This window comes from Prevotella sp. (assembly GCF_051059605.1).
Taxonomy (GTDB): domain Bacteria; phylum Bacteroidota; class Bacteroidia; order Bacteroidales; family Bacteroidaceae; genus Prevotella.
The window spans coordinates 1,558,099-1,572,689 of sequence record NZ_CP050883.1 but is presented as its reverse complement, the minus strand read 5'-3'; the positions used below and the strand labels follow the sequence as shown (position 1 = coordinate 1,572,689).

The 14,591-nt window shown below is 38.1% G+C and carries 10 protein-coding genes; 5 read left to right on the top strand and 5 right to left on the bottom strand.

The features are described from left to right. Positions 1-32: 32 nt before the first annotated feature. Complete coding sequence (locus HEQ28_RS06430) at positions 33-1,472, top strand: SusD/RagB family nutrient-binding outer membrane lipoprotein (RefSeq protein ID WP_434504318.1); 1,440 nt, start codon at positions 33-35, stop codon at positions 1,470-1,472. A gap of 15 nt (positions 1,473-1,487) precedes the next feature. Next, positions 1,488-1,985, top strand: a complete 498-nt coding sequence (locus tag HEQ28_RS06425) for a TlpA family protein disulfide reductase (protein WP_434504317.1) — start codon at positions 1,488-1,490, stop codon at positions 1,983-1,985. A gap of 114 nt (positions 1,986-2,099) precedes the next feature. Here the strand turns inward: HEQ28_RS06425 and HEQ28_RS06420 are convergent, their stop codons facing one another. Then, positions 2,100-2,684 carry a thiamine phosphate synthase gene (locus tag HEQ28_RS06420; RefSeq protein WP_434504316.1) on the bottom strand — a complete coding sequence of 195 codons (585 nt, stop codon included), beginning with the start codon at positions 2,682-2,684 and terminating at the stop codon, positions 2,100-2,102. A 170-nt stretch (positions 2,685-2,854) separates the two neighbouring features. Between HEQ28_RS06420 and HEQ28_RS06415 the strand changes: the two genes are divergently transcribed. Together HEQ28_RS06415 and HEQ28_RS06410 are read left to right on the top strand one after the other, a co-directional pair. Beyond that, a complete protein-coding gene (locus HEQ28_RS06415; protein WP_434504315.1) occupies positions 2,855-4,168 on the top strand; it encodes an alpha/beta fold hydrolase in 1,314 nt (437 codons plus the stop codon). Next, a complete protein-coding gene (locus HEQ28_RS06410; RefSeq protein ID WP_434504314.1) occupies positions 4,159-4,803 on the top strand; it encodes a SprT-like domain-containing protein in 645 nt (214 codons plus the stop codon). Before HEQ28_RS06415 ends, HEQ28_RS06410 begins: the two co-directional genes overlap by 10 nt. A gap of 778 nt (positions 4,804-5,581) precedes the next feature. Here the strand turns inward: HEQ28_RS06410 and alaS are convergent. After that, a complete protein-coding gene (gene alaS / locus HEQ28_RS06405) occupies positions 5,582-8,245 on the bottom strand; it encodes an alanine--tRNA ligase (protein WP_434504313.1) in 2,664 nt (887 codons plus the stop codon). A gap of 143 nt (positions 8,246-8,388) precedes the next feature. Here alaS and HEQ28_RS06400 point away from each other — a divergent pair, with 143 nt between their 5' ends. After that, positions 8,389-8,739, top strand: coding sequence for a MerR family transcriptional regulator (locus tag HEQ28_RS06400; protein ID WP_434504312.1), 351 nt, complete (start codon positions 8,389-8,391; stop codon positions 8,737-8,739). A 348-nt stretch (positions 8,740-9,087) separates the two neighbouring features. Here HEQ28_RS06400 and HEQ28_RS06395 read toward each other — a convergent pair whose 3' ends face one another. The 3 genes from HEQ28_RS06395 to HEQ28_RS06385 form a co-directional block, all read right to left on the bottom strand. Continuing rightward, complete coding sequence (locus HEQ28_RS06395; RefSeq protein ID WP_434504311.1) at positions 9,088-11,130, bottom strand: peroxiredoxin family protein; 2,043 nt, start codon at positions 11,128-11,130, stop codon at positions 9,088-9,090. Between the two features lie 123 nt (positions 11,131-11,253). Beyond that, on the bottom strand, positions 11,254-12,201 hold the full coding sequence (locus HEQ28_RS06390) for a pectinesterase family protein (protein ID WP_434504431.1): 948 nt from the start codon (positions 12,199-12,201) through the stop codon (positions 11,254-11,256). Positions 12,202-12,303: 102 nt separating this feature from the next. Beyond that, positions 12,304-14,586 carry a RelA/SpoT family protein gene (locus tag HEQ28_RS06385; protein ID WP_434504310.1) on the bottom strand — a complete coding sequence of 761 codons (2,283 nt, stop codon included), beginning with the start codon at positions 14,584-14,586 and terminating at the stop codon, positions 12,304-12,306. Between the last annotated feature and the right edge of the window lie 5 nt (positions 14,587-14,591).

Here is a 14,591-nt window from a genome sequence, read left to right as displayed (position 1 = left end):
GATATTTTATAATTATTTTAAAAGATAAGAATATGAAGATCAAGACTATATATAGATATTTATTGCTTCCAGTGATAGCTTTTGCTTTCACCTCTTGCGATAACCAACTTGCAGAAATTAATAAGAATCCTAATGCAACTGAGAATCCTCAGCCAGCCTATCTGCTTTCTGCTGCTCAGTATCATGCTGCTCAATGGTTTATGGGTAACGATCTTAACTATAATGCTGCTTTGCTTTGGAATCAGCATTGGGCAAAGATTCAATATACCGAACCTGATTGCTATAATGTTTCTACTAGTTCTTTTACGAGTGTGTGGGATGATGGATATGCTACTATCATTGCTGACCTTAACGCTGTAGAAAGTAGTGATTTAGGAAATGAGAACTATCGTGCTGTGGCAAAGATATGGAGATCATGGACTTATTTACAGCTTACGAATCTGTTTGGTGATATTCCTTATACGCAATATGCTAAAAGTGTTACTCCTAGTTACGATCATCAGGAGGATGTGTTGAAGGGATTGCTTGGTGAACTAGAAACAGCGGCTGAAAGTTTGAAATCAACAAACGGCACTATTAGTGGTGATCTTATCTATAAAGGTGACATTACTTTGTGGAAACGCTTTGCACAGTCACTTCGTCTACGAATTGCTCTTGAGATTGCCGATCGTGATCAGGAACTAGCTTCTGGCATTATTGCGCAACTTTATGCAAATCGTTCTGAATTAATATCATCAAATAGTGATAATGCAAACTTTGTGTTCACGTCTTCTCCTCAATGGAATCCTTGGGCAAGTGCATTCAGTACACGTGATGATCAGCGTGTATCAAAGACGCTTATTGATAAACTGAAAGAGATTAAAGATCCTCGTCTATCAGTATATGCTCAACTTCCTTCTGATGCTAGTGTTACTACTTATGAAGGAGCTGCAAACGGACTTTCTGCTGATAAGGCTAATAGTCAGGGTTTCAATAAACTTTCTCGTCCAGGTACTTATTTCCTTAAAGATAATGCTCCAGCAGTGTTCTTTACCTATTCTGAGATTAACTTTATCTTTGCTGAGGCTGCTGCCAGAGGTATCATCAATGCTGATGCACAAGACTTCTATAATAAAGGTATCACAGCGTCTCTCAATCAGTTTGGTGTAGGAACAAATGCCGATGCATATATTGCACAGCCTTCTGTAGCCTATGATGCTAGTCATTGGGCAGAACTGATAGGATGGCAGAAATGGATTGGTTATTATGGACAAGCTTCTGATGCATTTACAGATTGGCGTCGTTTGGGTTATCCTAAACTTAAGGCAGGTCCTTCTTCGGTTCTTGATAATGGACAGCTTCCACGTCGTTTCTTTTACCCTGTTACAGAGCAAAGTCTCAATGGTAGCAATTATCAGGCTGCTGTAGCTCACCAAGGACCAGATGAACTAACAACCCGTTTGTGGTTTGATGTAGAAAATAAAAACAGATAAAATACATAATAGCGTATGAAAAGATTGATAATTTTTGCTTGGGCAATAGCATTTTCTTTTGCTATAAGTGCGCAAACCAAGCAGTTTACTGATAGTATTGTAGTAGGTGATGTTGCTCCCGAAGTGATTTCTAAGGATACACTAGGGGTTGAATATAAACTTTCTGATTATCGTGGTCATTGGGTCTTGCTAGACTTTTGGGCTTCTTGGTGTGGTGATTGCCGCAGAGAGATACCAACTGTAAAGGCTATTGCTAAAGAGCATCCAGAACTCGTTGTCTATGGATATTCACTAGACCGTACAGCAGAAGCATGGAGAAATGCTTTGCGCAAGTATGAGTTCTCTTGGATTAACGTGAGCGATGCGAAAGGATGGAACTTGCATGCATCTCCCTTTGGTATTAGATGGATACCTACTACATTCCTAATTGATCCTAGTGGTGTTGTCAGGGCTGTAGCGCTGAATGAGACAGATCTTCAAACACAGGTAGATAGTTTATTGAAGAATAAATAGATTTTCTTTATTATAGGTTATCTCTTATAGATAACATCGTTGACGTGCAGGCAATAGCTGTTTTGTTTATTTACAAAACATGCTGTTGCTTGTATTTCTGTTATCAAGTCTTCTTTATCTTTCAATCAATGATTTAATATAGTCGTCGAAATCTGGTAATTCAGTCTTGTCCCAGATATCACCTAGTAGTGCAGCTCCTCCAAATCCTAAGTCTTTCACAGTATCTATATTTACAGCTGATACACCTCCTAATGCAATGACCTTATGATCTATCGTTCCTTGTTTCATGGCGTTGTGTAATTCTTCTTTACTGAAAGCAGAGTTGTAACCGCTTTTTGAGATACTGTTGAATATCGGACTTAGAAATACATACTCTGCCATATCCTTCTTTATTTCAACTTCTTCAAGACTGTGGCAAGACATAGATAAGCTACCAGTGAAATTATCTGGTATGGTATGGTTTCGTCTATTGAGATGAATGCCTCGTAAATGATATTCATTTGCTAGTTCAAGACAATCGTGTACAACTAATCTGTCGTAGCACCATTTTGGTAGACTATCCAATAGTAGTGCAAGTTGTTCACGCGTTGCACTAGGTTTGCGAATGTGTACTATGTCTACACCCAATTGCAATAGATGAGGAATAATAGATTCTTCACCTTTTATGAAATTGGGAGTCGTGATTACTATAATTTTCATTATACTAATGTGTTATATTGCTTATAATCTCACTACTTTATCAACAAAGGTATACTTTTATTTTTAATAAAGTCTAAAGGTGTTGCACTTTTTTAATATACTAATGAATTTATTAGTATCTTTGTAGAACTATTATTACAGAGGCTATAATAATTTATTTATATATGAAAATGACATTTAAAAAATTAAGCATTGTTGTCCTTTTGGCGCTATGCGCAACATCTGTCAAAGCACAATTTGGCATGCCAGATGCAGACACCAAGTATGCAACAGCTTTGTTGAAGCCAGGAACAAAAGCTCCAGACTTTAAGTTGAAAACAGCTGAAGGAAAGACTTTCAAATTAAGCAGTTTGAAAGGTAAGTATGTAGTTGTTGATTTCTGGGCTAGTTGGTGTCCTGATTGCAGAAAGGATCTGCCTAATGTAATCAGAATGAATGATGAGTTCAAAAACAAGGGCGTAGCGTTTGTAGGTGTTTCTTTTGATACCGACAAGGATGCATGGACAAAGCTCATGACAAAATATGGTATGACATATACCAATGTAAGTGAACTGAAGAAATGGCACGATACAGAGGTCTCAAAGGCTTATGGAGTTAACTGGATTCCTTCAATGTATATCATTGGTAAGGATGGAAACGTGATTCTTGGTTCTGTATTATCTGATAAGGTTGAGAAGACTCTTACAGAGCTTACTGCCGTTAAGAAGGTTATTCCTGGAACAACAGAGAAGCTGACTATAAACGGATCTATGGGAAAGCTTGCTGCAATAATTCAGAAGCCAGTACTTGCTGCAGGTCAGCGTTGCCCAATGGTAATGATTCTTCATGGATTCATGGGGAACAAGGGTGGACAACTTAATGAACTTATTGCCGACTCATTGCAGAAACATGGCGTTGCATCTATCAGATTTGACTTTAACGGACATGGAGAGAGTGAAGGCGATTTCCAAAAGATGACTGTTCTGAATGAAATTGAAGACGCAAAGAAGGTTTATGAATATGTAGACTCTTTGCCTTATGTTAGTGCGGTTGCTGTTACAGGACACTCACAGGGTGGAGTAGTAGCAAGTATGCTTGCAGGAGAGCTTGGCAGTGCCAAACTGAAGGCTGTAGTCTTAATGGCTCCAGCTGCTGTATTGCGTGAAGATGCAATAAGAGGAAATATTTTCGGAAAGTCATTTGATCCACTTGATCCTCCAGAAGCAGTAGATATGTTTGGTGGAAAGAAGTTGGGAGCTGATTATATCCGTACTGCTTTCTCTTTACCTATATATGAAACTGCTGCAAACTATGATGGACCAGCTTTGATCGTACACGGAACAGGCGATAGAGTAGTACCATATACTTATGGAGAGCGTTATCATCAGATATGGAAAAGTAGTGAATTGCAGATTCTTGATGGTTTTGATCATGGATTCTCACAGAATATATATCGTGCAGATGCTATGGTTTCTAATTTCCTTATTAAAGAATTATGCAAGTAAGCATAGAATGGATAGAGAAGTGGTTTGCCGTTTTCAATAATGATTATTTTGGCGGTAAACTGCCTCTTCCCGATTTAGCTTTATCAAAATCAAAAACTCGTCTTGGTAGCATGTCTTGTAAACATGTTACCAGATTTGGACGTACTAAAGTGTATGATTTCGCTATACGCATAAGTAATTATTATGACATGACGGAACGCCAGTTTCAGAATGTGCTTTTACACGAAATGATACACTACAGCATTGCTTATACAAGAACGAAAGATACTTCTCCACATGGAGTTGTGTTCAGAGGTATGGCAGATGCTATGAATAAAAAGTATGGTTGGGATATCAACGTAATGATTTCCATACGTAATGTAAAGATTGCCGATGACAAGATTGTAAAGCCGTTTCTTGTGATGGCTTTGGAGTTGCAGACAGGCGAACGTTTACTTACCGTTGTTAATCCTAAATACGCAAAGAAGGTGGATAGTATGGCAAGAGGTGTGAAGCGTATTTCAAGGTTTGCTTGGTATACTAGCACAGATAAGTATTTTATTCATTATCCGCTAGTGCGTGCGTTGCGAGGACGTCGCGTGACATTGGATGTATATGAAGAAAAGACTTCTGAAATGCAACAGGTTTTAGTTTAGTATTGCGTATTTTGTATTTCAACATGTATTCTAATCAATATAAATGCGATTGTTCAATTACCCCTATATGTATTAGGCGCATACTTATTAATGTTTAAAACTCTACATAGGTTTTGCAAATTAATAAGCGTCTAAATGTCTATTGCTTGATATTCAGCAAGTTAGACAGCTCTTTCTTTAAAGCATAGTGGCAGGTAAACGTCAAACAGCATTTCTATTTCTATATAGAAACGCAAACTTTATATCGTAGAAACGGAAACGTTTGATCGATGAAACGCAAACTTTATGTCGTAGAAACGCAAACGTTTGATCGTAGGAATGGAAACGTTTCTATATAGAAACGCAAATCATGTTTCTAGAAACAGAAAATCCTTTACTTAGAAATGATTTTTTCATAGATAATGCAGTATCTATATATCAGTAATCTATGAATTTAGTATTAAGACAAATGACATTGCTGCGACATTTGATGAATGCAGATTTGCAATATACTATACTGATAATCAGTGTCTAGTCACTTAGACGCTTGTTTTTTCGAAAACCCTATGTAGGGAAATGCTAAAGACGTTATCAATAATACCATTTTAGCGAACATGAATTTTATTATTGAGATCTTTCCATATAGATAGTTAACATGTAATCGTAGATAAATAAAAACAAGCTAAGATTATCTGGTTGCCTTATCTTGATAAGTTTACATGTAACCATAGATAAATAAAAACCCCACATCTCACGACGTGGGGTTTTGTTGATTTTGTGAGATTTATATAAATCTGATCTACAGATTTGCTAATTCAATAACCTTGTCTACGGCAGCATTAATGCCGTCAAGGTTCTTTCCGCCAGCCTGAGCATAGTGAGGCTGACCACCACCACCACCTTGAATCAGCTTTGCTGCTTCGCGGATAATCTTACCGGCGTTGAGTGCATGGTCGTTAACCATATCATCACTAAACATTACGGTAAGCAATGGCTTATCATTTGATGTGCTACCGATAACGGCAACAAGATTCTCAGGAATTGCTTCACGAAGTTTGAACACAAGATCTTTTGCTGCAGAAGGCTCCAGTGGCAAAACGGCATTGATAACCTTTACACCATTAACCTCTTTTGCTTTGTTGATTAGTTCACCCTTTATGCGTTCAACAGCCTGAGCTTGGAACTTCTCTATTTCCTTTCTCATCTCATCATGCTCGTCAATAAACTTCTTCAGCGTTGCTGTGAGGTCTTTTGAGTTGTTAAGCATAGACTTGAGGGATGTAATAGTATCTTGGATAGCATATATTGAATCTTCGCAGGCCTTGCCTGTAAGAGCCTCAATACGGCGTATGCCTGCTGCTACACTGCTTTCGCTGATAATCTTGAAGAAACCAATACGACCTGTACTCTGTGCGTGGATACCACCACAGAATTCGCAGCTAGGACCGAAACGTACTACACGTACTTTGTCTCCGTATTTCTCGCCGAACAATGCTATTGCACCAAGTTCTTTAGCTTCTTCTATTGGAGTTTCACGATGCTCGTCAAGCTGCAAGTCCTGACGTATCATGCTGTTTACTAGCATTTCTACCTTACGCAATTCCTCGTCTGTGACTTTCTGGAAATGAGAGAAGTCAAAGCGTAATGTTGTTGCATCAACATAAGAACCCTTTTGTTCTATGTGGTCTCCAAGAACTTGCTTCAATGCATAGTCAAGCAAGTGAGTTGCTGTGTGGTTAGCAGCGCTTCCGTCACGCTTGTCAATATCTACACAAGCCATGAAGTCTGCATTGATATCCTTAGGCAGTTGCTTAACGATATGAATACTTTGGTTGTTCTCGCGTTTAGTATCAATGATTTCAATTGTTTCGTTTTCACTAACCAAAGAACCCTGATCACCAACCTGACCACCCATTTCACCATAGAAAGGAGTATTGTCAAGTACAAGTTCATAGAATGTATTCTTCTTTTGAGTTACTTTGCGGTAGCGCAATATGTGGCATTCATATTCAGTGTAGTCATATCCTACGAAATTCTGTTCACCATCTTTGATGATTTCCCAGTCACCGCTTTCTACAACAGCTGCATTGCGTGCGCGTGCTTTCTGCTTTGCCATTTCCTCGTTAAAGCCTTTCTCGTCAACTGTATATCCGTTTTCACGGCAGATAAGTTCAGTTAGGTCAAGAGGGAAACCATAAGTATCGAATAGGCGGAAAGCGCTTGTACCATCAAGTTCTTTCTGTGCATGTGCTTTAAGTTCGTCCATATCACCGTTAAGAAGGTTGATACCTTTCTCAAGAGTTCTAAGGAATGAATCTTCTTCTTCCTTAATAACGCGTGTGATAAGTTCCTGTTGAGCAGCAATCTCTGGGAAAGCATGTCCCATTTCCTGTACCAATACGGCAAGAAGTTTGTAAAGGAATGCACTCTTCTGGTCTAGGAATGTATATGAGTAGCGTACTGCACGGCGCAATATTCTGCGTATCACGTAACCAGCTTTGGCGTTGCTAGGCAACTGACCATCAGCGATAGAGAAAGCAACAGCACGAAGGTGGTCTGCAACAACACGCATTGCAATATCTATCTTCTCTTGCTCGTCTTTTCCTTCTCCATTCTCACCAGTAGGTGTGGTAAATCCGTATTTCTTTCCGCTAAGATTTTGTATTTCTTTGATGATTGGCTGGAATATATCAGTATCATAGTTACTGTGCTTGCCCTGAAGCATACGTACAAGGCGTTCAAATCCCATACCGGTATCGATAACATGCATTGGCAATGATTCAAGACTTCCGTCTGACTTTCTGTTATATTGCATGAATACGATGTTCCAAATTTCAATAACTTGTGGATCGTCATGGTTAACAAGGTCACGACCTGATATCTTTGCTTTCTCTTCTGGAGTACGTGAATCCACGTGAATCTCCGAGCAAGGACCACAAGGACCTGTATCACCCATTTCCCAAAAGTTATCGTGTTTGTTTCCGTTGATGATATGATCAGCTGGAACATGCTTTGCCCAATAGCTTGCAGCTTCGTCGTCACGACTAAGTCCTTCTTCTTTTGAACCTTCAAAAACTGTTACATAAAGGTCTTCTGGATTAAGATGTAGAACGTCAACGAGATATTCCCATGCATAGTCGATGGCGCCTTCTTTGAAGTAATCTCCGAAACTCCAGTTACCAAGCATCTCAAACATAGTGTGATGGTATGTGTCATGGCCGACTTCTTCTAGGTCATTATGTTTTCCGCTTACACGCAGGCATTTCTGAGAATCAACACGACGTACATCCATTCCTGGATCTTTTGTTCCGAGAATAATGTCTTTCCACTGGTTCATGCCGGCATTGGTGAACATCAGTGTTGGGTCATCCTTAATGACCATTGGGGCTGATGCTACGATTTTATGTCCCTTAGCCTCAAAGAATTTCTTATATGACTCACGGACTTCGTTTGCTGTCATCATCTTAAATATGTTATTTTAATTAATTCTTTATAAAAAATCATCCGCAAAGGTACAAAAAAGTTTAGAGATGTTGAGAGGAGTTGGCATAAATTTGCTAACTTTGCAAATAAATTAATCATTGTTTAATAAAAAAGTATGCAAATATGGCTTTGAATCCAAATAAAAACATTAAGTTGTATTACTCAATCAAAGAGGTAGCAGCAATGTTTGATATCAATGAGAGTACTTTGCGATATTGGGAAAGTGAGTTTCCACAGTTACGTCCTAAGACTCAGACTGGTACAAAGATTCGTCAATATACCGAGAAGGATATAGAGCAGCTTAAGGTTATCTATAATCTTGTGAAAGTGCGTGGCTTTAAACTTGCTGCTGCACGTAAGATGTTGAGTGCCAATAGAGATGGAGTAGACAAGACGACTGATGTACTTGATACGCTATTGTCTGTAAAAAGTCAGCTTAAGGAACTAAAACAGCAACTTGACGGATTGCAATAATAATGAAATTTATTGATACTCATCAACCCCAAAAAGTTACTTTTTATGGTTGAGAGTAATCATAAATATATTCACTTTTTTTCTAATAAATACTTGAAAGACGATTCAGTATTATGCGTTAGCGGAATTAGAACCATAGCATATTTGTGCTTGAGAAATTCTATTTTAGCTAAATCGAAATAATTATACTCAATAAATCCTTACTCTAAACGAGCAGTAATAGCTAATCATAGCCTCTACTCTTTGTGAAAGTTCGTTCCTACGAATCTAAAGTTTCAAAGAGAGTAAAGGTTGATTTCTGTAACCATTTTCAAGTTATGATTGATTTCGTATCTAATGAATTGTAAATTAGAACTTATTCAATAATTCTTTGAAATTACCGGCATTATTATAAATGTCAAATTTATATTGTATTATTTTTCCATCCCTGCCAATAAGAGTAGTGCGTGGTATAGCAATGAAATTAAACATAGCTTGTAGCATCGTCCATTCTGATAGTGTTGCATATATATGTTCACCATTAATATTTGACTCGGACATCCATTTCTCTGCTTGGTCGCGTGGCGAATCAGCTTCATTGGAAATATAAAGGAACTTAAATTTTTCATTTTTCATCTCCTCTACATTTTGTCGCATTTCCAACATGCCCTGACGACATGGTCCACAGTGTAGTCCCCAGAAATCTATTAATATTAGGTTTCCTTTATATTGAGATGTGAGTTTATCCCATAAAGCTTTTTGCGATGGTGTCCATGTATCTGATATGTCTTTTGTTGTGTTGTTTCCTTCAGTAGTTTTAACCACATTTCTATAACCATCCATCACAGAATAGGCAACTTTAGGATAATGCATTTGCATTAAATTTTTTGTAGTTTTCTCTGCCTCAGATAATAAACGTGAACTATCACATTTTCCCAATTCATAATCATTGAGCAAAGACTTATATCTACTTGCTGCATTCTGAGATATATAGAGGTCATTCATAAAGGTACCTTCCATATTAAACTCTTCAGAAGGCTTCTTTACAGCCTCTGGCAATTGGCGATGCAATGCCATTCGTATATCAGAGAAGAGAGGTCCATGCAAGATGTTGCTTATAAAAAACCATTGTTGACTCTCACTGATTACCAATGGATTATCATAGAGTAACGACTTATATTTAAGGAGTGGACGATAAATAGATTCATAGTCGAGTGGAATAAATGTGCTATCCTGTTTCCACTCCACTGAACCGTCTGCTTTTGTCTTTTTGATATATTTATGATCATTATAGTACATCATCATATCTTCCATCGTTGTGAGATATTGGCACAATGTACATGTCATAAGAAGGTCCTTGCCATATATAGAAAGCGGTGTGTCACGTATTATTTGGTGAATCTTATCACTTTCAATCAGTTCAATAGTCTTATCTGCTAAATCTTTAAGCGCCTTTTTTACCCCTTCATTCCCCTGTTTGACAGCGCCTTTGATAAATTGATAATCATATTCCTTATCCATCAATTGTTTCATCAATACAGGAATCAGAGTATTAATCATTGCCGATTCACTATTGCCACCGAAAGACTTATAGCGAAACTCTCTATATGAGGTAAGTTCTGCTGTAGTATATATGTCAAGTGTATCTCCTCCTTGTATATATACATTTTCTAAAATAGGCATAAGGGATACAAACTGAGGAGCACTAAGAGGTATCTGAAATTGTATGCAATTATCTTTATTAAGTTCGCCTGATATTATATTATCTTTTCTGTCGAATTGATTCTGAAAGTTTACATTCAAATTACTAAAGTCTTTTCTTAGCTCGTTTAGTAAATGGGCGACGTGTATTCTCAACGTTGCAGACTGCGATTTACAGAAATCTAAATTCTTGTAGCGGGATGGAGTGAATGTCCAATCACAATTATTCGAAGGCAGTTTCAGATAATCATTTGCAGTCTTAGCTTGATTGCCAATCAATATGTTCTTAGCCTGCTTCTTATTTGCTGATTTCAGCTGAATACCATAAGTCTGTTCATTTGCCTGTGAACCAGGCTCTATCATATTAAATCGTTTAATTGCCTTGTCCAATGGTTCAAAATATAGAACACAAGATTTGCTACCTGACTGAGTCATCCATATCTTTTCATTTACCTTCACACTATCTGTGCGTAATAGTTTGAAACTTTTATTTGATTGTGCATCTTGCAATACGATTTTGTCGTTAATGCGAACCCAATTATTAGGTAAATTGTGTAAGGTACAATGCAGTATCGTTGCATTTGTTGTTTGTTCAATAGTTTGAATTTCAATCCATGCTGGAGTATATTCTACTTCTGGATTCTTAATTTTCAGTTTTGCAACCATTGAAAGTGAAAACGCGACAAATAGGAATAATAAAATTTTTCTCATGTGATTAATTATTTAGGTAAGTACTAATTATCTTTGCAAAGATAGATAAAACTACTGATATATAGTTTATAAGCGTGAATTATATATCAGTATTACTCGCTTTTTTGGCGTATGATACGAGCATTATTTATTCGTTGAAGGAATCCAGTTTGTGCATTGCTTGAATACATTTTCTAATGTAATATTAGCAGCTTCCTTCTTTGAAAGTTGGTGAGCCCATTTCACTCTGTCTGAATTGTTAGCGCCAGCACCATTGTTGTTATATTCAGAATAACGGGTAGTCTTTTCATTCTCTGGATTTCTCCAGTTCTCCCATCCTTCTGGTCTGATATGTTTGCCCAATTCACTGTTCATATACACTGTGCAGGCGTAGGGACGCCAAGGACGACCCAGATAAACCTTGCTTACACCATCTTGTGCTATCAGTTTGCAGTGATTGAATATATAACCATAAGGTTGATCAACTGGTGTAGATGCAGCAGTGACATAACTATCAGCCTTACTCTTTATTGTGCAGTGTTCAAACCAGGCTGTGGCAGGACCAAAGATAAAGTCTGTTGTTCCCTCAATATAGCAATCAGCGAAGTAAAGGCGAGTGCCAGCTATGCCTGTGAATATCGTATCTTGATGTCCTAAGAAGTTGCAATTCACAAATGTCAGTCGATCACCTTCTGTGTGGAGTGATACAGCTTGTCCAAGTCTTGCTGAATTGTTTTCTATTGTAATATTCTTTAGTTTGATATCGTTTCCTTCAATCTTCAGCGTATATGTGCGAAACGTACCCATAGGTTTACCAGTCTCAGGAATCTTTATGTTTGCGTGATCATCATACGTGATAATAGTATTGTCACGGTCTTCTCCGCAAATCTCTATGTTGTTGAGCCATGAAGGAATGACTAATTTTTCTTTGTAAATGCCTTTCTTAACGAAGATAACCTTGTGGTAGTCCATGAATGCACGACATACTTCAATGGCTTCTGATATGTTACGAAATTCAGCTGTCCCGTCACGTGCTACGAACAGCGTGTCGGGGTTGTCATACTTGTTTGCGGCATTGATGTTTGCAGCCATAAAGATTGCTGCAAACAGTAGCATTATTTTTTTCATAGTTTTGTTTGTTTAGTATTATATATCAGTTCTTATTATTTAAGGTACAAGGTCGTTGTTTGCGTTTTACATAATCTGCATTACTTCCTGCAAATCGTCTATACCTTTTAGGTTTTCCATAATGTCTCTAACTTCGTCTCGGTCATGTACTTTAACTTCAATGCTACCATCAAAGATGCCTTCGTCACTATTGATAGTAACCTTATGAATGTTAAGGTTCATACGTGAAGATATTACTTCTGCCACATCCTGAAGCATACCCTTACGGTCAATACCTCTTATTTCGATTGTAGCATCAAAATACATCTGTTTATGCATATCCCATTTAGCATCAAGGATACGATTGCCATAGCTGGATTTTAACCTGCTTGCTACAGGACACGCACGCTTGTGAATTTCGATATGGTTCTTGTTGTCAATATATCCAAGTATGTCATCACCAGGAATAGGGTGGCAACAGGCTGGGAAAATAAACATATTAATTGTTTCTTCGCTAATGATTACAGGCTTCTTTTTCTTGAAGCCTCTATCAACGATAAACAGATTATTTATCTCATCTTCTTCATCTTTGTCCTTATCGCTCTTCTTATCGTGGAGGAATGGTACATATTTGCGCCATCCAGAGTTGCTACCTTCTTTCTTTACCTTACCAAGCAGTTCGTCAAGATCTTTTTCTCCTAGTATAATCTTCTTGTCGCCAAGAGCAAGAAATAAATCTTCTGGTCTTTTCACATCGTGGTAATCGCATAGCTTGTCTAATACAGAAGATGTAAGTTCTAGGCTGTTGTTCGTGAGCCATGCATTTAGAACACTCTCTCCGTTCTTCTGAATTTCACGGTTGTCACGACGCAGAATAGCCTGTATCTTCGCTCTTGCCTTTGCGGTAGACACGAAGTTTATCCATGAAGGCTGCACATGTTGAGACTTACTTGTGAGTATTTCTACTTGATCGCCACTGTTCAATTTGTGACTTAGAGGCACAAGTTTGTGATTGACCTTAGCTCCTATACAATGACTTCCGAGGAATGTGTGTATCTGGAATGCAAAGTCAAGTGCTGTACATCCTGCAGGCATAGTTTTGATTTCGCCTTTAGGTGTAAACACAAATATTTCGGAAGCGAATAGATTTAGCTTTATGCTGTCAAGGAAGTCCATTGCGTCTGGCTGGGGATCATCAAGAATTTCCTTGATAGTTCCTAACCAATCGTTTAGTTCTCCTTCGTCCTCAGTGTATTCATTGCCGTTCTTATATTTCCAATGAGCAGCGAAGCCTTGTTCTGCAACTTCGTCCATGTGGTCTGAACGGATTTGTACCTCAATCCATCTGCCCTGTTTACTCATAAGCGTAACATGGAGTGCTTGATATCCGTTAGCCTTAGGATGATTCAGCCAGTCACGCAATCTGTCTGGATGGCTCTTATAGATGCGGCTTATAGCAACGTAGATGTTGAAACATTCGTTGATTTCTTCCTTACGAACTTTAGGTTCAAATATAATTCTTACGGCAAGAATATCATAGATCTCCTCAAATGTCACATGCTTGTTTTGCATCTTATTCCAAATGGAATAAGGACTTTTTATGCGAGCTTTTATTTGATATTCTAGTCCAATCTTGTCAAGAGCCTCTCGTATAGGATCTGTGAACATTGCGAAAAGCATGTCACGTTGTTCACTTGTAGAAGCCAGTTTATCTTGTATAGTTTTGTATTCTTGAGGATGTTCGTATTTAAAACTAAGATCCTCAAGTTCTGTCTTTATCTTGTTAAGTCCCAAACGATTAGCCAACGGTGCATATATATATAAGGTCTCACCTGCAATCTTATATTGCTTGTTGGCTGGTTGTGAGACAAGAGTTCTCATATTGTGGAGACGATCGCAAATCTTTATGAGGATTACGCGAATATCATCACTCATTGTTAGTAGCAGTTTCTTAAAGTTCTCTGCTTGTGCAGAAGCCTTATCACCGAAAATACCACCACTTATTTTAGTCAGACCGTCTACAATCTGCGCTATTTTGTTTCCGAATATGTTTTCAATATCCTCAACAGTATAGTCTGTGTCCTCAACGACATCGTGGAGAAGTGCTGCACATATACTTGTAGAGCCCAGTCCCATTTCTTCGCATGCAATAAGAGCTACAGCGATAGGGTGCATGATATATGGTTCACCAGATAATCTTCTCACACCTTTGTGAGCTTGTCTGGCGAAGTTAAAAGCTTTTGTGATTATGTCGACTTTCTTCCTGTGTCGAGACGCAAGATAGGTGTCAAGCAAATGCTGGAAAGCATCTGTTATCATTTTGTCCTCGGCAGCTTCACGCATAGCCTCTTTCATATCATGCTCATCCATATTCG

Coding starts and splice junctions, on each gene's coding strand:
- HEQ28_RS06430 (WP_434504318.1), top strand. CDS start 33: ATGAAGATCAAGACTATATATAGATATTTATTGCTTCCAGTGATAGCT.
- HEQ28_RS06425 (WP_434504317.1), top strand. CDS start 1,488: ATGAAAAGATTGATAATTTTTGCTTGGGCAATAGCATTTTCTTTTGCT.
- HEQ28_RS06420 (WP_434504316.1), bottom strand. CDS start 2,684: ATGAAAATTATAGTAATCACGACTCCCAATTTCATAAAAGGTGAAGAA.
- HEQ28_RS06415 (WP_434504315.1), top strand. CDS start 2,855: ATGACATTTAAAAAATTAAGCATTGTTGTCCTTTTGGCGCTATGCGCA.
- HEQ28_RS06410 (WP_434504314.1), top strand. CDS start 4,159: ATGCAAGTAAGCATAGAATGGATAGAGAAGTGGTTTGCCGTTTTCAAT.
- alaS (WP_434504313.1), bottom strand. CDS start 8,245: ATGATGACAGCAAACGAAGTCCGTGAGTCATATAAGAAATTCTTTGAG.
- HEQ28_RS06400 (WP_434504312.1), top strand. CDS start 8,389: ATGGCTTTGAATCCAAATAAAAACATTAAGTTGTATTACTCAATCAAA.
- HEQ28_RS06395 (WP_434504311.1), bottom strand. CDS start 11,130: ATGAGAAAAATTTTATTATTCCTATTTGTCGCGTTTTCACTTTCAATG.
- HEQ28_RS06390 (WP_434504431.1), bottom strand. CDS start 12,201: ATGGCTGCAAACATCAATGCCGCAAACAAGTATGACAACCCCGACACG.
- HEQ28_RS06385 (WP_434504310.1), bottom strand. CDS start 14,586: ATGGATGAGCATGATATGAAAGAGGCTATGCGTGAAGCTGCCGAGGAC.